Origin of the sequence: Pseudochrobactrum mosebachae (genome assembly GCF_048914685.1) — a bacterium.
Taxonomy (GTDB): Bacteria; Pseudomonadota; Alphaproteobacteria; order Rhizobiales; family Rhizobiaceae; genus Pseudochrobactrum.
On record NZ_CP128409.1, the window covers coordinates 101,621 to 123,589 of the forward strand.

Annotated in this window: 14 protein-coding genes; 7 read left to right on the top strand and 7 right to left on the bottom strand. The window is 42.0% G+C overall.

Translation table 11 applies throughout. From position 1 onward, the window contains the following. Positions 1–27 precede the first annotated feature (27 nt). Positions 28–1,299, bottom strand: a complete 1,272-nt coding sequence (gene bcsN / locus MP213Fo_RS14960; protein WP_421091324.1) for a cellulose biosynthesis protein BcsN — start codon at positions 1,297–1,299, stop codon at positions 28–30. A 240-nt stretch (positions 1,300–1,539) separates the two neighbouring features. Here bcsN and MP213Fo_RS14965 point away from each other — a divergent pair, with 240 nt between their 5' ends. From MP213Fo_RS14965 to MP213Fo_RS14995, 7 genes are all read left to right on the top strand, one after another. Beyond that, the gene (locus tag MP213Fo_RS14965) at positions 1,540–2,838 is read left to right on the top strand and encodes an extracellular solute-binding protein (RefSeq protein ID WP_421091325.1); all 1,299 of its coding nucleotides are present in this window, start codon (positions 1,540–1,542) and stop codon (positions 2,836–2,838) included. A gap of 201 nt (positions 2,839–3,039) precedes the next feature. Next, a complete protein-coding gene (locus tag MP213Fo_RS14970) occupies positions 3,040–3,969 on the top strand; it encodes an ABC transporter permease subunit (protein WP_421091334.1) in 930 nt (309 codons plus the stop codon). 12 nt (positions 3,970–3,981) lie between these two features. After that, positions 3,982–4,824 (top strand): sn-glycerol-3-phosphate ABC transporter permease UgpE, encoded by an 843-nt coding sequence (gene ugpE, locus MP213Fo_RS14975; protein ID WP_421091326.1) that lies wholly within the window; start codon positions 3,982–3,984, stop codon positions 4,822–4,824. A 66-nt stretch (positions 4,825–4,890) separates the two neighbouring features. After that, the gene (locus MP213Fo_RS14980) at positions 4,891–6,000 is read left to right on the top strand and encodes a sn-glycerol-3-phosphate import ATP-binding protein UgpC (protein WP_421091327.1); all 1,110 of its coding nucleotides are present in this window, start codon (positions 4,891–4,893) and stop codon (positions 5,998–6,000) included. Positions 6,001–6,054: 54 nt separating this feature from the next. After that, complete coding sequence (locus MP213Fo_RS14985; RefSeq protein ID WP_421091335.1) at positions 6,055–7,047, top strand: endonuclease/exonuclease/phosphatase family protein; 993 nt, start codon at positions 6,055–6,057, stop codon at positions 7,045–7,047. Between the two features lie 173 nt (positions 7,048–7,220). Continuing rightward, positions 7,221–7,355: a hypothetical protein gene (locus MP213Fo_RS14990; RefSeq protein WP_421091177.1), complete on the top strand. Its 135-nt coding sequence runs from the start codon at positions 7,221–7,223 to the stop codon at positions 7,353–7,355. Positions 7,356–8,065: 710 nt separating this feature from the next. Next, a complete protein-coding gene (locus tag MP213Fo_RS14995) occupies positions 8,066–8,728 on the top strand; it encodes a hypothetical protein (protein ID WP_421091178.1) in 663 nt (220 codons plus the stop codon). A 173-nt stretch (positions 8,729–8,901) separates the two neighbouring features. Here the strand turns inward: MP213Fo_RS14995 and MP213Fo_RS15000 are convergent, their stop codons facing one another. From MP213Fo_RS15000 to MP213Fo_RS15025, 6 genes are all read right to left on the bottom strand, one after another. Further along, on the bottom strand, positions 8,902–10,524 hold the full coding sequence (locus MP213Fo_RS15000; RefSeq protein WP_421091179.1) for an ABC-F family ATP-binding cassette domain-containing protein: 1,623 nt from the start codon (positions 10,522–10,524) through the stop codon (positions 8,902–8,904). Positions 10,525–10,691: 167 nt separating this feature from the next. Further along, positions 10,692–15,566: an RHS repeat domain-containing protein gene (locus MP213Fo_RS15005; protein WP_421091180.1), complete on the bottom strand. Its 4,875-nt coding sequence runs from the start codon at positions 15,564–15,566 to the stop codon at positions 10,692–10,694. 28 nt (positions 15,567–15,594) lie between these two features. Continuing rightward, a complete protein-coding gene (locus MP213Fo_RS15010) occupies positions 15,595–16,296 on the bottom strand; it encodes a hypothetical protein (RefSeq protein WP_421091181.1) in 702 nt (233 codons plus the stop codon). Positions 16,297–16,323: 27 nt separating this feature from the next. Continuing rightward, complete coding sequence (locus MP213Fo_RS15015; RefSeq protein ID WP_421091182.1) at positions 16,324–18,372, bottom strand: hypothetical protein; 2,049 nt, start codon at positions 18,370–18,372, stop codon at positions 16,324–16,326. A 37-nt stretch (positions 18,373–18,409) separates the two neighbouring features. Continuing rightward, positions 18,410–21,487 carry a hypothetical protein gene (locus MP213Fo_RS15020; protein WP_421091183.1) on the bottom strand — a complete coding sequence of 1,026 codons (3,078 nt, stop codon included), beginning with the start codon at positions 21,485–21,487 and terminating at the stop codon, positions 18,410–18,412. A 19-nt stretch (positions 21,488–21,506) separates the two neighbouring features. Then, the gene (locus MP213Fo_RS15025) at positions 21,507–21,941 is read right to left on the bottom strand and encodes a hypothetical protein (protein ID WP_421091184.1); all 435 of its coding nucleotides are present in this window, start codon (positions 21,939–21,941) and stop codon (positions 21,507–21,509) included. Positions 21,942–21,969 lie beyond the last annotated feature (28 nt).

Consider the following 21,969-nt stretch of genomic DNA (forward strand, 5'->3'; position numbering starts at 1 on the left):
ACTTATATTTTACACTTTTGTTACGCATTACGGGCATACCACAGCGGTATTTCCGGCGGGTGTGCCAGAGGATTGATTATTTGCTACTTTGCATGGCGAAGGCACAACAAGGGCAGAGCCCGTAGCCGGCAACGCACTAGCGGCAGGCGCGGGAACGCGGATGATATTGCCTTGTCCGGAAACCGGCGAGGGCACCTGTAACATCTGGGGCGCCTGATAAACGGTCGCGGCACTGGCAGGCTGGCCAACCTGTGGCACAAGGCTGCGCACCTGCGCAGGCGCGACCTGTTGCGGTGCTGGCACTGTTACGGTTGATGGCGCCGTTATTGGTGCTTGCGGATAGGGATTAACTGCATAAGGCTGGGCAACCGGCGGGTAATAATCTTGCATTGGCGGAGCCTGTACCACGCTTGCACGCTGCGGTGCAGGAGCCATACGGCGGGCATTTGGGGCAGATTGTTGAACATGTCTGATAGCCGCCGCTTGTTGGCTGGTATTCAACCGTTCTGTGTTCAGATCAGAGGCGGGGAAGAGCCCACTTAAGTTACTGTTGACAGACGGGGCAAGCAGCGGATTTCCGGGGCGACCCAAATGTGGCGAAGGACTGGCCGGTTCGCCATAAGGGTTCCAGCCGCCAGCAGCGATGGTGCTGTTGATGGTGAATTCATACATCGTTGCCAGCAGTTTTTCCTGACTGGCGCCGGTTTCACACAGGCGCAGGCGCAGATCAATACGGCCACGGTTCTGGAAAAAATTCTGCGTATGTGCCGGTGCACGGATTTGCTGCCATGCATAGATGCAGCTATCACCAGCTGAGGAATTGCCGGTGGCATAGCTGAATGGACCATAATTATTCTGCACATAATAGGGTGAGCGGGTCATGGCTATGCCTGCCATTTCGGTGCGCAACTCACGGCTAATCCGGCCTTCTGTGAGCGCCGTATAAGACAAGCTATGCTCACTTGCGCCTTCAGAATTGACAGGGCCGAAAAATGTGACGCGGAAATTGTTTTCGCCGGAAGCAGCGGCATTGGTGCTTAAGGCAATAGTCTGCGTAATCGCATTACTCGCGCGCTCTTGTGTGATGCCAACAACAGAGCGATCGGCGGGCAAAATGAAAGCTTCATCAATACCAACATCGCGCTTGCCATAGGTAAGGCTGGAAGGGTCCCTTGTTGCGCAAGAAGCCAGTAAGAAGCCCGATAGTATGAAGAAGCAGGCACGCCAAGCTACCAATTTCGCAAACCCCATATTGTAGCGACAACATTTAACGAAGATAGCCTGATCAAAAATTTGCATTTATTGACACTGTGTTTGGACATATGCATGCAAAAAATTTCGATAAAAACCTTCTGTATTTTATAAAGTTTTATGGTTTATAAATTATTAATTTTATAAATTAGAATTATATTGCAGATAGATAATAAACGGCTGCTGCGTGTGTCGTGGTGATGTAATCAAACTGACACAGAGTTGTTAAATCGCTGTCATACCGAAGCGTTATTGCGGAACCACTGTTTCAAACAAGTGGGATCGGCAATGTTCAAAAAAATTTCTATGGCTGCTTTAACACTCAGCATTTCTGCAAGTGCATCTTTTGCTGCAACCAATATCAGCTGGTGGCACGGCATGGGTGGTGCTAATGCCGATGTGATCAATGAGATTTCCAAGCGCTTTAATGCTTCCCAGCAGAGTTGCTCGCTGACACCGGTTTCAAAAGGCTCTTATGAAGAGGCGCTAGCCTCTGGCATTGCTGCATTCCGCTCTGGTGAACAGCCAAATATTCTTCAGGTTTTTGATGCTGGTGCGGCCACTATCATCAACGCAAAAGGCGCAACTGTTCCTGCTGAAGATCTGATCAATAATGCCGGTTATAAATTTGACCGCGAAGCCTTTATTGAAGGTGTACGTTATTTCTATGCAGCAGCTGATGGCAAATTTGTCGGTATGCCGTTTAACTCCTCTGCACCAATTATGTATATCAACGAAGAAGCTTTGAAAAAGGCGGGCGTTGAAGCACCAAAAACCTGGGAAGAGTTTGAAGCCATTGCTCCTAAACTGAAGGAAGCAGGCTATATCCCGCTCACCGCATCGCAGCTGACATGGCAGTTCACAGAGAACTTCTTTTCACGCCAGAACCTGCAATTTGCGACCAATAATAATGGCTATGACAGCGTTCAGGACACCAAGATCAATGCGACTGATCCGAACCTGATCATGATGTTTGATAAGTTGAAAGACTGGGCGGATAACGGCTATTTCGGTTATTACGGCGCAGGCTGGGCAGACAATCAGAAGCCATTTGATGAAGGTAAGGTCGCACTCTGGATCGGTTCTTCCGGCTCTTTTGGCGGTTTGCAGAAAACTGCCAAAATGGAATTTTCCGCTGATTTTCTGCCTTATTGGAAAGCAATCAGTGGTGCTGGCACCAACACCTTTATTGGCGGTGCAGCATTGTTTGCCATGGCCGGCAAGCCGGACGCAGAAAACAAGTGCACAGCCGACTTCTTTCAGTTCCTGACCTCTCCGGAAGTTCAGAAATATTACCATCAGGAAACCGGTTATGTTGCCATTACAACTGCGGCTTACGAACTGGCTAAATCTGAAGGCTATTATGAAAAAACACCGGTAGCCGAAGTTGGCATCAAGCAGCTGATGTTGCCGTCGGGTGAATGGTCAAAGGGTTACCGCCTCGGTTTCTACCCGCAGATCCGTACAGTTATGGAACGCGAATATAACCGTATTTTTGCTGGTGAAACCACTGTCAAACAGGCTTTTGAGACGATTGAAAAAGAAGGCAATGAGCTGTTGGTTCGTTTTTCCAAAACCTCCAACTAACGTATTTTGCGCATAACTGTCAGAGCCGCATAGTTTTTAATTGGAAAAGCCGCTGCTCTGACAACTGGAATGAAAATTTCATTGAGATGGACGGGGTTGGAGCGGATTGCGCCATACCCCGTTTTCAATCCGCTCCTCCAGAACACGGAGATTTGCCGCGTGGCATATATCCCGACCGCACAGCCAAACACGACCGGATTTTTGTCGCGTTTATGGCCGTTTGCTAAAACGCAGACCATCGAGCAGCCTGTTAAGCGTGTGCAGTTCAATACGCGTTGGTTGCCTTATCTGCTTCTTGCGCCGCAATTGGCGGTGGTATTGATTTTCTTCTACTGGCCATCTGTGCAGGCGATCCACTCATCTTTTTATATTGAAGATCCGTTTGGGTTCGGTTCAACATTTGTAGGCGTTGAAAATTATACCGATGTGCTTGTGAGCCCAGAATATCGTGGTATTGCCGGATTTACCGCAATTTTTACCATTATTGTAACGGCATTATCGCTGGGTGCCGGCATGTTGCTGGCAGTGAAAGCCGATGCGGTTATCCGCGGCAATGCAACGTATAAAACCGTATTGATCTCTGTTTACGCCATTGCTCCGCCAGTGGCGGGGCTGATCGGTATGATGATGTTTGACCAGCATATCGGCCCGTTTGTTAAGCTGGCATCGTGGTTTGGCTGGGACATGAGAGTCGGACTGAATTATTTTGATACTGCTTTTGCGATGATTTTGGTCTCGGTCTGGAAGCAGATCCCGTATAATTTTATTTTCATTCTTTCTGGTCTGCAGGCGGTTCCGGCCTCGGTGCGCGAGGCAGCCGTGATGGATTGCCGCTCAGGTGCGCGGCGCTTTCGCACCGTTATTTTGCCGCTGCTTGCACCAACCGTGTTTTTTCTGCTGATCATCAATATCACCTATTCGCTGTTTGACACATTCGGCGTGATTGACGTGATGGTGAAAGACAAGGCCGCCAATAACCCGATTACCCTGGTTTATAAAGTGTTTATGGATGGTTTCCGCGGCAATGATATTGGCAGCTCTTCAGCGCAATCTGTCATTTTGATGCTGGTGGTTTTCACTCTGACCATTGTGCAGTTCCGCTTTATCGAGCGGCGTATTCATTACAATTGAGCGGGATAAAAGATGCATAAAGTTAAAATTACCGATCATCTTATTCTGCTCGCCGGAGCGCTGTTTTTAATTATGCCGGTGGTGGTGGCGTTTACAACATCCAGCCACACAGCCGCTGATATTCATACCAACGGATTGTCTTTAAGCTGGGGTGATAATTTTATTGAAACCTATCAAAATGTACTAACACGCGAGGGTGGCTTTACCGGCCAGATTACCGGTGCGCGGATGCTGCTGAATTCACTGATATTGGGGCTTGGCTTTGCTATTGGTAAGATTGTGCTGTCGATGTTGGCAGCCTATGCGATTGTTTATTTCCGCTTCCGCTTTGCTACACTGGCCTTCTGGCTGATTTTCACCACGCTGTTGCTGCCGCTGGAAGTGCGCATTGTGCCTTCCTATCAGGTTGTTTCGTCCTTTGGCATGCTCAACAGTTATTCAGGGTTGATTATCCCGCTTTTGGCTTCTGCCACCGGCACATTCTATTTCAGGCAGTTTTTTAAATCTGTACCGGACGAGTTGCTGGAAGCCGCCCGTATTGACGGTGCGGGGCCGGTCAAATTTTTCATTGATGTGTTGTTACCGCTATCGCGCACCATGATCGCTGCGATGTTTATCATCATGTTTGTCTATGGCTGGAACCAATATCTGTGGCCAATGCTGGTGACCACTGATGAGAGCTTCTTCACGCTGATGCGCGGTATCAAACAGATTTTGCAAGTGTGGGTTGGTGCGCAAATACCGGATTATAATGAAGCATTTGCGCTTGCTGTGCTGGCTATGGTGCCACCGGTTTTGATCGTGGTGGTGTTTCAGCGGTGGTTCATCAAGGGGCTAACCGAAAGCGACAAGTGACGATGCCATGAATGACACCAGCAATGGTGACTTTGTGGCGCGTGTAAACAATTCAGGGAGCCTTTAATGGCACAGGTTACAATCGAAAATGTATCAAAAATTTACGCAGGCGGTACCAAAGCCGTTCATGCTGTGAATATTGATATTAAAGATGGCGAGTTTATCGTTCTTGTCGGGCCATCGGGCTGTGGAAAGTCGACTTTGCTCCGCATGGTGGCAGGGTTAGAAACCATTTCTGACGGGGAGGTCACCATTGGCAACCGCGTTGTCAATCAGGTTGAGCCCGCAGACCGCGATATTGCGATGGTATTCCAGAATTATGCGCTTTATCCACATATGACCGTCTATGATAATCTGGCCTACGGTTTGCGCAATCGAAAAACCCCGAAGGCCGAAATTGAAGCACGCGTAGCTGAAGCCGCGCGTATGCTGGAGCTGCAACCTTATCTGGAGCGCAAACCGCGCGCGCTTTCCGGCGGGCAACGCCAGCGTGTGGCGATGGGGCGTGCTATTGTACGCAAACCTGCGGTGTTTTTGTTTGATGAACCGCTTTCTAACCTCGACGCAAAACTGCGTGTTTCAATGCGCGGTGAAATTCGCCAGCTTCAGCGCCGCCTTGGTACCACCTCAATTTACGTCACCCATGATCAGCTTGAGGCGATGACACTGGCCGACCGTTTAGTGGTGCTCAATGGTGGCGAAATTGAACAGATTGGCGCACCGCTCGAGATTTATCATCAGCCTGCGTCAACCTTTGTTGCCAGTTTTATTGGCTCACCGGCCATGAACCTTGCGGATGGCACTTTGCACCAATCGCAGCTGATGCTGGGTGAAGATGTGTTAAACTTGGGCAAACTACCAGCGGTGCAGGGCGAGGTCACGATTGGCATCCGCGCCGAGGATTTACATATCCCTCATCAAACCGGTAATCCTAGTGAACAGATTTTACAGTTTCGTACCGATTATGTGGAGGAACTGGGCGCGCAACGCATTGTCCATGGTTATGCGGGAAACCAGAAACTGGTGGCAGCGCTGCCGCCACAAGCTGATATCCGCGAGCACATGTTGCTGTCTGTTGCGATTGAAAAATTGCATTTCTTTAACAAGATTACCGGCAAACGTCTTGACGCCACACAACCGGCAACAACCCCACATGCCAGCTTTGTGCCTGCCTGAAACCAATCCTGAAAATAGAGATTTGTTATGTTTGAAGCAAAATCCGTAGAAACGATGATCCGCGCGTGTGTTGATACTCTGGACGTACCCTCGCTTGAAGAGCGCCAGAGCATTGCGCAATTGGATAAAACCATTGCCGCACATGATGATAAGCTGGTTTCAATGGCTTGCATGACGACGATTGAAACCGGCGGTAAAGCGCAAGCTTCAGAACCACTAGCATTTCCGTTTAATGTCAGTGCATGGAACCTTGAACGCTGTCTGTTTCCCGCTGAAAGTGCTGCTAAAATGCAGGCGGAAAAGCCAGCCGTCGTTTTGTTATCTGAGCTGGATAATGGCATGGCACGTACCGGCCAGAAAAATACCATGGCAGAACTCGCGCAGCATATGAAGATGACTTATGCTTATGGCATTGAATTCATTGAGCTCGGGCTTGGCTCAGAGATTGAGCACCAGTTCTGTGAGGACGATTTTAATGAGAAGGGTTTTCATGGCAACGGTTTGATGGCTTCGGTACCCTTGCAGCGCGTTTTTCTTCAACGGCTGGCCGGTGAGCGCCTGTGGTTTTTTAATGGCGGCGATCAGCCACGGTTAGGTGAACGTAATGCGATTGGTGCCGTGATTGAAACCAGCAGCGGGCCGTTTGTTGCCGTCTCGGTGCATTTGGAAAGCGCCTCGCCAGCTCTCTACCGCGAAAAGCAAGTTGCACAGCTGATTGATGCGCTGGAAGAAGAATTTGGCTCAATGCCAATACTCATCGGTGGCGATCTGAATACCGGTAATCATGCTGATGGTGATTTTGAAGCGGAAGGCCTGTTCAAAATTGCTGCTGACCGCGGATTTATCCGCCATAGCGGTGCGATTGATACGATGACCACGCGGCCGAGCCTGATCACCCGCTGGCCGGACCGCGCCATGAAGCTGGATTGGTTTTTAAGCCGCGGACTGGTGATTGGCGAAAGCCGGATTATCTCTTCATTGGATGACAACGGTCGTCCGCTCTCGGATCATGATCTTATTGTTTGTTCGGTGGAGGGTTTTGTGTAGAAGTATTTTATGTACAAGTCATCTCGACGACATTTAATGATCTTTTATAAATCTAAATAAGTTCCATAATACATATTATGAAAGTAACGGTTGTAGCCGCAAAGTTAAAATGTCCTGTTTTTGCAAAGTAAGAATGTCACACTCTCTGCATTCTAGGATGCGGGAGTTTGCAGATGGGATGGATTTTACTGAGCGGGTGCAAACGCCACCGTGTAGAAGTGTCGTTCAAAATTTTTGAAGACTGGATGGTGCTTGTATCGGTAGCGCCTAAAACGACTTGGTGGCGCCCTGTCAGAATTCAACATTGAGATTCTATGTACTAATTCAAGCAGGCAAAAAACTGTATTGAGTAAGCTAACCCTACATTGCATGGATTGTTTGGTTAAAAAATCGGCTGGTTGGAATATCGCATATAGAGACAGGTAATGCTTTGCTGCCGGTGCTTAAGCTGATGTATAATAATAAGTTTGCAAAGATGAATACTCGCTCTTGAATATATGCACATATCATTGGATAAAATGGATAATTTTATTCATTATACTCGATGAAAGGCATAAAACACTATATTGACGCCAATTAACATTTACACTGAACGTAAGATGACTACGCTGGAGGAAAACGACATCACCCGTTGTTAGCTTACAAGTATTTGATGACTATGACAGTGCCCATCTTGATGTCTGCTAGAGCATTTCGTAGTCCAATGGAATCATTGGTCGACCACGATAATGCGTAAAAACAATAACGTAGAGCGGGTTACATGATCCAATTTAAACATAAAACGCTCCAGCATTCCTTCCCAGATAGGTAGCAAATAGATAGATAAGAAGATAAAGAAAATTGCATTTTAAGGTGGCTTGTTTTATAAGCACAATATAATTTTGTTGCTATTTATCATATATATAGCGTTACATTAATATATTATTGTTTAGCATTAATAATGGATTATTTAATGTTTGATGAGTACTCATATCTACTGCGAACCCGATGGAGGAGCTTTGAAGCTGAAGCTTTTCCGATGACAGTCTATCGTTATGATAGCAGGTTACCTTCCATTATTTTTCGAGACGGCTTTCAAGGTTTTCACGCTGGCTATAGCGGTAATGCGTCCTTTAAATTGTTTGGTACCAATACAGTCTTTACGGCAGGTTCACGTGAAGGCGCAGAGCGATATTTGAACAATGATCATAATATATTTAAGAATTCATATTGCGGGTTATTTATGTGCTGGAAAGATCTTAAAAATCAAAAATGTAACGCCAGAAAATTTCTAGATGATCAATTAAAAGCACCTCATCTCTACAGGATCAAGACGAATACCCATTCTGCAATTCCATTCACAGATTTCCATAAGGAATTTGGAGAAAACTTCACTGCATTCGCACTTGAAGGTAACATACGTGGCCCCTTTGGTGATGAGGAGTATGTTAATACCGCACTGCAGCTATATAGAAAATTTCCTGATTTTTCAGGTCATTATAATGATAAAATAGCGCAAGCGTATAGTCTTAACGATGAAGTGCATTTAAAAGGCCCTGTTTTTAGACAGCGCTACCGCAGTGGAAGCTGTGCTCTGTGCCTTGATAATCATAATGCTGTCATTAGCAATTTTGATCATGACATTCATTATGCGGCTCTAGAGCATCAGGATCTTGCAATATTAGATCTTCTAAAAATATAGTTTTGAAAATCAATATCGCATCAATGGCTTCAGTTAGATTAGCTTTGCACCCTGCTAGCCAGACCGATCAGGGCGCTCCGGCATGTGTTTAAAACATGCAACGTAACATTTCTACTTTTTGCAAAGTAGGAATGTTACGCTTTACGCATTTTAGAATGCAGCTTTCAATATAACTATATATGCAGCCCCGGTGCTTCATGGCCTGTGCGCTCTACATATTCCGTATAACCGCCGCCATATTGCTGAATACCGTCTGGTGTCAGCTCAAGCACGCGGTTGGAAAGTGCGGCAAGAAAATGCCGGTCATGAGACACAAAAAGCATCGTACCTTCATAGCTAGAAAGCGCTTTAATCAGCATTTCTTTGGTATCAAGATCAAGATGGTTCGTCGGCTCATCAAGCACCAGAAAATTCGGCGGATCAAACAGCATCGCGGCCATGACCAATCGGGCTTTTTCACCACCTGACAGCACGCGGCATTTCTTTTCAATATCATCACCGGAAAATCCGAAACAACCTGCCAAAGCGCGCAAAGGCGGTTGGCCGGCCCTTGGAAAACACTGCTCTAACCATTCCAGAATTGTGCTGTCGCCATCCAGAATATCCATGGAGTGCTGCGCAAAATAACCGAGTTTGACACTGGCGCCCAAAGTCACAATGCCATGATCCGGCGCTGTCGTACCGGTCACAAGCTTGAGCAAGGTAGATTTTCCGGCGCCATTCACACCCATAATACACCACCGCTCGCGGCGGCGGATCATGAAATCAAGGCCGTCATAAATTGTGCGGCTGCCATAGGCTTTATTAACGCCTTTAATATTGACAACATCTTCACCTGAACGCGGCGCCGGCGCAAAATCAAAAACAACTGTCTGACGTCTGCGCGGTGGTTCCACGCGGTCGATTTTCTCCAGTTTTTTTACCCGGCTCTGTACCTGCGAAGCATGGGAAGCCCGTGCTTTAAAGCGTTCGATAAATTTGATTTCTTTGGCAAGCATTGCTTGTTGGCGCTCAAACTGGGCCTGCTGATGTTTTTCATTCAGCGCACGCTGGCCTTCATAGAACCCATAATCACCGGAATAGGTGGTGAGGTTACCAGCATCGATTTCGATGATTTTTGTTACAATACGGTTCATGAATTCGCGGTCATGCGAGGTCATCAACAACGCACCATCATAGGTTTTCAAAAATTCTTCGAGCCAGATCAGGCTTTCAAGATCAAGATGGTTGCTTGGCTCATCAAGCAGCATAACATCAGGGCGCATGAGCAGAATACGGGCAAGAGCCACGCGCATTTTCCAGCCGCCGGACAAATTGCCGACATCGCCATCCATCATTTCCTGACTAAAGCTCAACCCTGCCAGCACTTCACGGGCGCGACCATCAAGGCCATAACCGTCCAGTTCTTCGTAACGCGCTTGCACATCGCCATAGCGCTCGATAATGGCATCCATCTCATCAAGACGATCCGGGTCACACATGGCCGCTTCCAGCTCACGTAATTCTGCGGCAACCGAACTCACGGGGCCTGCGCCATCCATGACCTCAGCTACAGCAGTACGCCCGCCCATCTCACCAACATTTTGGTTAAAATAACCAATGGTAACCGCTTTTTCTACGGTAACCTGCCCTTCATCTGGCTGCTCTTCACCGGTTATCATACGGAATAACGTGGTTTTTCCGGCACCATTAGGACCAATAAGACCGATTTTTTCGCCCCGGTTGAGCGCGGCAGACGCCTCGATAAAGAGAATGCGATGACTGTTCGATTTACTGATATTATCAATGCGGATCATGTGCGTGGAAGGCCCTTTAGATTAGCACCTCCCTATGCCACGCCTTGAGAGAGCTGTCACCTTATCAAAGTACCTAGATCTATAATTCTGGATACTCTAAGAACACTCATGCTTTCTATCTCAACCAAAACGGTTTTGGGTGAGATAGAATAAGGACTATTTATTGATCAAAATTCATAATGTACCCATGGAGAATTATATACCGTTTCACTTTCACTAACAGGTCTCGTTCTAACACTTACATTGTCGGAAGGTTCATCCATGCTTGTACGACTTAATGCTGGGGGTGCTTGATTATTATTGCTAGAGCTTCTATTGCAGTCATCTGCACTTCTACTATTAATATTTCTAACACTATTTTCTTGTGAGGCCGCATGCGGAGGTTCATTCGAGGATATCTCAGCCCGCGCAGGAGAATGCGTCCTTGATGGTTGTGTGCTTTCTTGGATGTCGCTTGTGCGCCTAGGGCTTGCTCGGCGGGAACTATCCATCTCTTCAGCTCTTTCCAAGTCTCTCACGCCCTCTGCTTCCCTTCTGAATGCGCGCAGTCTCCTAAATATACGAAATTCATCCACCATGCTTAGCAACAATAGTGCAGTCAAGCCATCAGATACATCCCCCGTTATTTCTGCGCCTTTTTCTTTTTTGTTTTTAAGGACTTCGTTTGTCGGTTGGCCACTTTGATTGACTACATATTTCTGTGCACCAAGTTCTTCTATGCCATGTGCTATATTATTAGCCACTAAGCCTAAAGCTACTACTGTTTTAGCAACAGTCATAACGCGCATTGTAATGGTTATGTCTTCTCCAGCAGCAACAGCAGCACCAAACTGGACTCCTGGCACGATCATCATAACAAGAGCAACAGCGGAAACAAACCAAAACCAGAAATGAATACTATGTCCTGAGGGATCTATTTTATTGACGGGGTCTCCGTTACAATATGCGTAAGGATTGATCCCGCCTTTTCCAAAAGGCGACCATGAATCGGGTGCAGTAAATTGCATCAGCCCGGGACTATAGGCGCGATATCCACTACCCAATTGATAGCTTTGGATGGCGGGGTTGAAGAGCTCGCCATTAAAGCCCAGTGCTGGGTCTTCTCCCTCAAATTGCGTGTCACCGAATGCTGTATATTGCCTGCACTGGATTTTTTGACTGCCATCAGTTGCCGCTAATATAGTAGAATGTTTATTTGTAATTAAAAACTTTGGTGGTACTGATGTGTCTGAACTAAACGAGGCCATTGCACCTGCTGCAGTCCGCATCCAGCCATATGTTTTTGTTGGCATACCATCGGTATATTGTTCCACAGCCTGTAAAACACCGTTTCTATAGTATAGTTTATTGTCTACTTGACCAGTTGACTGTGTACGCAATCGGTTTATGGCATCATAAATATAATTTGTGCTGGTTGTATTATTGGTGACCTTGCTCAGCCGACCCAATAGATCATATTCTAGTGTATTGCCTAGCGAATCCGCAATCATCCGCCCATTCGCATCATAATTGAAAGTTTTGTTATCTGCCGCTGACAGGTTGGAGGTTACCCCTGTCAGCTGACAAATATCATTGGCATTGTCACGCAGCATCGTATATTTTTCAGAGCTGTTATCCGCACATGTATAATCTGCGCTCAGAATATTATCGATGTAATCATGGGTATAAGTAACCTGCGATGCCAACTGATTATGGGGTGTTTTAAGGCAGGGTTTATTGAAGCTTTGGCTCAATATTCTGCTACGAGCATCATATGTAAAGCTCTCTACTAAATTATCATCGCCACTTGTTGTTACCTTAGATATGAGGTTACTAATCGTATATTCTGTATCAATACTCAGGGCAGTCTTAGAATTTATAGTATATTTTCTATTTATTTCGCGATGGAACTCATCATATGTCGGCTGCAGCACCTTGTGGTTGATGGGTTGTTCGCCGTCACCTGCTTGATAAGTTGCATAAGATGCAACCTCACCTAAAGTGTTGTAGGTAATACTTGTTTCAATGTTCTTATTCTTTATTAATGTTACTTGCCCTTGCTTGTTGTATGTATAAGAATAAATGTTGCCTGGATCAGAATAACTGATCAAACGGCCGAAAAGTGAGTATTTATATTGTTGCATAGCGGAAAATGTGGGCCCCATCCTTTCCATGGCCACTCGCCCCCAGACATCACATTGTCTGTTAAAGTTCCTACCTGTTGTATCTATTGTACTCGTTCCTGTATTTCTGGTCTCCCCTTCAGTTAAAAATCCGGTTTTCTGATCATAACTTAGCTTAACTAAGTTATTGCCGTCTTTATCAGTGCATTGTTGCATGACATTCCCGAGCTCAGGAATATAGCTATAATTCAGCACTGAACCGTCAGGCGCGGTGATTGCGCTGGGCTTGTTTGAGGCGCCGGAATATGCATATTTTGTTGTACGGGCACCAACAGTGGCTTCGGTCGGGCGCAGGAAACCATCGAAGACCTGCGTACCATATTCAACAAACTTAGCACTTGATGCGCCACTTTTTATCTTAACAGAGGTCTGAGCCGCAGCACTACTGAAAGGTACATATTCTCTCTGCGTTACCGTGCCATCACTTAAAGTGACTTGAGCAACCCTGTGCCAATTGTCATATTGATATGTTGTGGTATGCGATAAAGCATCGGTCTTCGACCGCAGCCGCCTACCGCCGTCATATTCATAACTCAGGGAGGCATATGGGTTTTTATTCTTGTCGTAAATGACGGCTTTTGTCAGAAGATTTTGGTTGTTGGTGTGTCCGATAATATATGCATTCCCTCCACCACTCCATTGTGCAGTGACTTGCTGATCAACAACATCCAGAACGAATGTTGCATAGGAGCCATCGTCACGCGTGATCTTGCTCGGCGCGCCCCAGTCATCATAAGTTATAGATGTTGAATTTTTGATCGCAACATCATTGACCTGATCAAATTCAGTATCAACGACAATGCGCCCCATCGCGTCATGTTGCTTGATACGGCCGGTTACATATTGAGCAGCATTATTCACAGTTCTCATACGCTGCAGCTGAATCTCGCGCATTAACCCATCCAGCCAGGTTTTTTCCTTAGCGCCAGATGCAACTGTTTTAGTGATTGTGGGCACTTTAATAGTCTCAGAAGTATCCAAAAGTTCATAAGCATAATCATATTTGATTGTATTGCTGTAAGTATTGCCAGCTGCAGTCGTCGTTGTGAGGGGACGGGCGAAACAGTCATATGTATATAGAAAGCGAACGCCTTGCTCATTGGTTTCACCGGTAACAACCCCGGTTAGGGTCGACCATGTGCGGCTAGTTACAGAGCTTAATTTGTCATGAGAAACTATTGTGGTCTGAGTTGTAAGCGCATTTTTGACACTGTGATCAAATTTGAAACTAGAAGTCGTAGAATATGTAAGAGGCTTTCCGTCCTTGTCCAGAGCATCTGAAATATACGTTTCAGTTGTCGTTTGAAAGCGACTGAAATCAACGCCCTTCTCATAATAAGTATGGGCAATGGAGTAATATGGCTGATCATCAAGAGTATGCGTTTCAGTATCAAGAACAATCATATTTTTAATAGGGTTATTGGGGTCCGATGGAGAGCCGCCAACATCTAAAAGCTTATATTTATATGTTTTTTTAAATTTCATACTATTGAAGGCACCGACCGTTGGATAGGTAATCAACTCTTCAATGACAAGAGGCACCATGCCGCTGGGCTTGGCGGGGGTGTTGTCATCCCCCTCAAGTGGAGCATAGGCCCAAGTTGTTATGACCCCGTCAGGTAATGTTTGAGAAATTTTATTACCGCTCTTATCATAAGAAAAAGTACTGACTTCTGTTCTGCTTTTTGGGTTAACTGAGCCCGTGTCTTGAATGTAAGTTTTGGTAACAGTGAGAGGCTTTTGAAAATATATACATTGATTTTGAAAGCCCACCCCCGCTGCAATTTCATAATTAATGGTTGTCTCTAGTGATGTGTTTGTATTATTGATCCGCTCATTCGTGAGCAAATGATACATATTATAGGTTCTGATTGTCGATTGTATTATGTCTGAGCCCGACATAATGTCTTCAGTACTTGTATACTTAATACTATCCTTATAAATACCGTTGTAGGAATTATCTGAATTTTCATTAAACGCAGAAGAATCGTTGCCAAGCCCAAGATAGTTATAATTATTTGAATAACTATACTGTACGACTTTAGGGGGCTGCTTACCATGAGGATTGATAGTGTATTGAGAGACACTGGGCAGAGGGTCACGGTTTGAGTTTGCATTATAGTACATACTGCGTGGTTTATAGATTACCGATTCAACCAGACCTGATGGATAAGTAACTTGACTAAGCAATGACGGATATCCGTTTGGTTTGTTCTCGTCATCATAAGTGAATTTCCAGACATCATTATTACCGATTTTGAGCGTATTAAGATAGCGATCCTTCATTGTTGCGGTAATTGTATAGCTTTCATCGCTGCCTGGAAAAACAGTAATCGTGCTAAGTCCACTGCCATCATACGATACTGAAAAATAATTATTCAAATCATCGCTAATGTTATTTATATGCCCATTGCTGAGATTCCAATTTAACGAAATACTATTACCTTCAGGACTATGTATAGTTGTTGGTAATCGTTGATAATTTAAAGTAGCACTAAGTACTTCAATTTCACCTGTCGCATGTGTAACTTTATATATCTTATTATTCATTTGATTGATCATCATTGTTTTAATTTTTTGTTGCTCAATCTGAATTACATTTCCGACTAGGTTGGCATTTAATGACTCACCGTATTTGCTATATAAGTAACCACTATTGGTATCCCATGTGGTCCATGCGAAACACCACCCAATTCCTAAGCCATAATCAACAGATGATAAGGGAGAATAAGTTAAAATTACAGGTTGAGATGGCCCGATCAGATTGCCTCCACGAAACTCACATAATGTAATAGATACTGAGAAAAGCCCCGTGCGCGGATCTACGTTGCCCTCGCCATGCTGCGTAAAGTTGCCTGCATGTGTATAATAATTAGCCATTTTTCCCTCCAAATTTATTTATTGCAACTTATTGATCGACTGCTTTTTCTATTCTAAATGTATACTTAGGTTCATCTTCTTTTTTGTAATTACTGAATGGAATCACCATTATTCCAGTTGATACTTCTTCTTCATAACCAAGTAAGTCGTAACATAAACACCGATTGGTAGTGCCATGTACAGTAGTGAATTTTTCTATTACTATACAGAATGTATTATTATCCCATGTAGGGTAAAACATTAAACATTGTTGTTCGGTACTTGTTTTCTGTTGAGTATCTACTATAGATAGTCTGTCCTGACCGTATGCTATGGGGTAGTTAACTGCACGAGCATAGCAGTAGTTGCCGGCAATGGTTGAGTTAAGATATACTTGACCAGCATCTGATGAGATATGAAATACAGTATTAGTTGTCTTTATATCAACTAAGCAGGCATTGGAGCATAAGGGGTACATAATCTGCGAGCCAGGATTTACGCCGGTAGATGCCCAGTGATCTTGAGTACCATACTTCCCATCATAAACATTGTTGGAAACCTTCGTTAAACTCACAAGTTTTTTTTCATCCGCAGGTGTATTAACATCACTAAGTACGCTAGCTCCATCATTTAATAGTATTGGTGTTGTATTACTTAAAGGATAAATACTTGGAATAACAGATGGATTAAGTGAAAAAATTCCTATATTACCATATTGGTCATATATATTAATATTTCTATATTTATACATAATTAAATCATCAAGATAATTACCAAATCATATATATAGAGATATATATATAGTTTGTGGTTCTGGGGTAATTTTAGAATCTACGGCACTCATAGCGCGTGTACTTGCCATATGAATCTCATTAACAGTACTTATATTCGTACCATCAGGGTCACTTAACAAAATAGGCCATAAATAGTACATATAGCTATACATATTAATAGATTTCTGTGAATAGCAGTAGTTAACTAATTCATCTTGCCCTTCTACAAAGTAATAACTATGCAAGATAAATTCGTTAGAGGAGACCCTGTCCTCATTAAATGATATTTTATATCTAAATTCTCTAAATGAGTTAGTTAAATTGCAGGTGTCAGGTTGCGAATCATGTTGATTATCATATTGTGTTAACCCCAAGCTAACTATACTAAGATCATTTAGGTTATAACTACGCGGTTCTAATGGTTTAATTGTTGGAATATTTTGATTATAGGAAGAATAAATACTTCCATCCTTAATCACAACTGGATTAGTAATCAGCTTTCCATTTAAACCGGTATCATAAGTTACACGACCACCAGTCGGCATTATTGAAAAACCAATTGCAACATCGGATGAGGTTGTGTCTGTAGACTTTATATAATATTTGAGCGTAACTTCATTAATAGCACTATCGGTATCTAAAATTTGAAATTCACTCGAGCTTGATGAAGACTGCGTACAAAATGTATTGACACCATCTTTACTATATGACCAAGCAGACATGTTGCCTGTGCCAAGTTCTATTCCGCTATTATAATCAATTACCTTAACTGATTTATAGACATCATCAATAGATGGCATTGTTGCTTCAGTTAATGGTGAGTTGTTAGAGTCAATTAGTTTCATACGCAAGTATAATAATATTTCATGGCGACCATTTGTATAAAGATTATATTCAGATGATTGTCCTGAAAAATGAGCCACCGGACTGTCTATATTAACCCACGGATCTATAAATTGTACTTGTGAACTTACAGTACCTCTAGGTAAGGTTTGATTATCTTTAATGCTAGCGGTTAAATTAACCGTCGATATATCATAACAAGATAAATACAACTTAATTTCACCATTTATGTCAGTCGTTACTGTAGATTCTTGATTTATTTTAGTGTATGAATTTTTGTCATCCTTAATTGAAACATTAAGACTTGGGCTGTTTGTAGAGCTCGTGTAACTTATTTCTAAATCAAAGCCGTCTCCCAGAGGTTTATCGCTATTAACAAGCTGGATAGTGGCTGTTACGTATTGCATCGTGTATGTAGGGGTATTGGCAGGAAATTTGTTAAAAATAACGTATTTTGGTTGATTTATATCAGAATTAATATCAGTTGTTTGCACCTGAATATTAAATGGCGTGAGTCCAACAGTATCAGGCGCAATAAAAGAAAAATCTTTTTTCTGTGCGTGAGTTGGGTCATTATCACCTATTATAGAAGCTATTACAGCTCCATTCGTCCAGCGGGGGCTCGTAAATGGTACGGTTGCAATACCCAATGGATTGCCATGGTCATCAGTGCCCTTGGTGTAGGTTCGTGTGGATGTTTTATCAGAGTCAACGATAGTAACGCTGCTATAATTGTCCGTAAAGTCAAATGTTATTGCCGTATGATTTATGGGTACATTACCGACTCTTGAAACAACTGTGGCAATATTATGCGTACCCATATCACACGTATCAAACTCTAGTGTTAGAACTAAATTATCAGCACATATAGCAGAAAATTCAAAAGGTTTTTGATCTTCAGGGACAGGATTTTGATCTGATATCGTATCTATATGTGCAACAATGTTTCCAGTTGATTCACCTTCACTAGCAAATCTAACAGTAGCAGCACCATTTTTAGGCTTTACTTTTACATCTGTGCTATTATTTATCTCAAAAAAAGGCCCCATAGAGCTATTTAAGCTAAATATTATATCTTCATCGCTGTATGGTGCGCCATTTATGGATGCATGTGCAGTAGCTGTAATAAAGTGTTTGGAGTCACCTACTGTATCGTTATTGATCAGGCTGTCCAATACAATAACAATTAATCCATTTTGTGCATTTGACATTTCTAATACCCCTAATTGTTAACTATATGTTTTTATTTTATGAATAAGGTATAAGATGCCACTCAAAGTATTCACTACCTATTGGCCCTGCATAAGTATAGTTTCGTACATAGTTAAGGTTTTCAGGAGTTTGAGTGTGCGTTTCTGTTACTTTATTTGAAGTTATAGATAGTGTATTAGTGTTATCAGATAAAGTTATGACTACCGTATTATTTTTCCATACAGGGCGAAATAGAAATATACTTGAATCCTTTGTTAGATATAACATGTCTTTTTGATTAGCGTCGTTATAACTTATAAACAAACCACAATCTTGTTTAGAAAGATTAGAGATAATCATTTCACCTCGAGGATAATAAACGTCTGGATCAGAATGATGCCACTCTAAAATTGCAGGTAAGCTTTTGAGGTAAGTTAACTCGCCGCCATAAATCTTATTAAGACCATTAGTATTATCAGTATTCAATGATCTTCTATTATTATCAATATCAGAGTCTTGATTATACGTATCCAGTGTAAATGTAATTATATTGCTGGCTGGGTTAAGTGTTGAGACCTTACTGATATTCGATAAAAAGGAGTTTGTACTCATATTTGCTGCTTTATCACTATCATATACATTATATGTGTTATTTGTACTTATATAAAATTCCCCAGTGTTTCCATAGCAATCAGTCGCCACTATATTCAAACACATGTCTTTTTTGTATCCGTGATTAAATGTACCAAACTCCCAAAATACTGTGACATACAATGAATCATCTTCTGTTTTAATATTAACCGATCTGTTAGGGTAAAGCCCTGCATTCATAGACAATTGATATTGTGATGAAGTGTTATCAACGATTTTATTGCCAGATTCATCATATAATGTATTGGGCCAAAGATATGTTTTACAATTATATAATCCACTGTTACATTCAGCAAAGCTATAATCAGTTAAGTATGATTCCTTATTAGTCGTGGGGTCGAATATTATTGTATATTTTTGAATATAAGTCGTATAGTTGTAATCTTGTTTATTTAAAAAAATTTTATAATGTGCATATCGATAGCAATTATCTTTGCTAAAATCTTCTGCATGCTCATCTATCCCTGTAGTTGCAAGATTAACTAACTTCATATCAAATGCATCAGCATCGTATTGTTTAGTACGGATTGCATTAATAGTGCTATTCATAGAATTATGTGCATCACTACTAGAGCTATCAAGATATATAGGATCATAAGAAGCAAGTTTCCCTACATTACCTGTAGAGCTTTTAGTTATCATTTTGCCTGATGGGAAAATTTTTAAACCGAGTCGTAGAGAGTTAGTAAGTGATTTATTATTATAAGTTAAATAATAGTATATTTGAAGTCTTCCATTAGAGTTTATATTATTTATATAAGTTTGATCATCATCAATAATAATATTGTCGTATTCGTATATTTGATTATTTTGATTGAATTCTTTCTCATAAACATTGCTGATTAATGAATAAGACCATGATGTATTTTTACTTGTGGAAACTTCATTACCAGTAACATAGTCAATTACTTTAACATAATTTTCAATGTTACGGATAATATCATTTGGTATATTATTTTTGCAAAGAGTCTCAGCCTTTTCATCAATGAGATCCATAGAAATACAAAGTCTTGCTTGATTAATACCATTATTAAATATATTCGCGTTATTAGTGCTATTACTAAATAGTAATTTTACATTTGTGACGGAAGCCCAAGGATCAACAAACTTAAAATCAGCACTAACTACTTTATCTAGCGCTTCATTACCAGTATTCAGTCTAAAATTAATGGTGTACGTATCAGGCACATTAGACAAAAAACTAACATTGACTAAACCATCGCCATCTGTTTCAGATATATATACTTTCATTTCTTTATCGTATTTAACATCACTCTTAAGGCTTATATTATCACTATTATCACCACTAAACCAAAAGTATACTGGAAAGTTTTTACCTACAGGACTGGCTCCATTGTACAAAATTATATTAGCTGCTGGAGATGTTCCATTAACATTAGTATCTGAACAAGCGGGATATTGATTAAATGTTACCCGCTCATTTTCGCCATCCGCTTGATAAACAGTAAAATTTATATTACCAAGATGTATAGATCCGCTGACAGCGAAATCGAATGGTTTACTACTATGTAATGGTACAGTGTTAGCCTTTACTATAGTAGCTGTAATAGTACCGGCACCCCACGTGGGATCTTTAATGTTTATCGAAGCAATCCCACTTGAATCTGTCTTAATGCTATTTTTAGTTGGAGGGGTAGCCGTCGGATCGAGGTATGCATTACCTAAATTTGATATCAAACTAAATTCGACGCTTTTATTTTCTAGTGGTTTTTGTTTCTCATTTGTTATTAAAGCTTTTGCTACAATAGTAGCCCCCATAACCGGATTACTATTATCAAGTGTAAGAGTGATTTGATCCGGATCCGGCGTACTAAAACTGAACGCTCTTTGATCAGTGGCTGGATCTGTTGGATCATCTGGGCTTTTTAACGCCGCCGTAATTAATCCCTCCTCAGCAAAGGAATCAACAAAATAGACTGTACATTTGCCTTCAATAAAAGACGCATTTTCTATTATACTAGATTTATCATTACCGATTTCATCAACAAAATGAGCCTTATCAGAAACAAGTTGGAGGGTCATAACTCTATCATATGTATTTGTATCCACATATACAGTATTGTTATTAAGCAAGGTTACAACGGCTTTAATTTTTTGTGTTTCATCGGCTATAGCATAGTTATTAGTTAAATTATCAAATTTTATACTAAAATTAGGTATAAAATTGTAATCTGTGTGATTGTATATACTTTTATCATTTGCATCAGCAACTAAAAGAACTCCATTTCCTGATTTATTTGATGTAAAGCTCACCGTTGCTTTACCAAGAACATCAGTAGTTTTATATGTAATTGTGCTATTGTCACTGAAAGTAGCGTTTATAACATCCGATAGAGTGAACTTTAAAGACTTTCCAGAAAGTAATTTTGTTTCGTCAGTATAAGTCACTTCCACATTTATTGGCGTTTTGCCATCGGCCGTTGCAGAATCATCATTTGTATTCGTAAAATCTATTTTAGACATAACTATTCCTTACTTGAAACTATACAATAAAGTTGATATAAAATGTAACTATGTCCTGAGGGTTATTTTCAGTGTAAAGATTTACTGTATACACACCTGGTGTGCTAGTTATTATGCTTAACGTCGCTGTTTTATCCATATGCACTGGGATAGCAATTTTATTATTCCATGCATTTATTAATGCATTTTCGCTGACCTCTGCAATAATTACTTGTTGATTATCAACGGCATAAATATATATGGAAGATGGTGTATTACCATCGGCATAGATGTTATCTGTGTAGTTATACCCATATATGCCTCCTTTTCCATTTACATAGTTTTCAAACGTAGATTTACTTGATATTGAATTTACTTTTGTATCTTTAGTGCTTGCCTCTACAACAACAGGACCTGGGCCACTAACATTTATATTACGATAAATTTGAAAAGTAGCATACCCACTCTCGTTCAAAACAACGGAATTGACAACGTTGTCACTA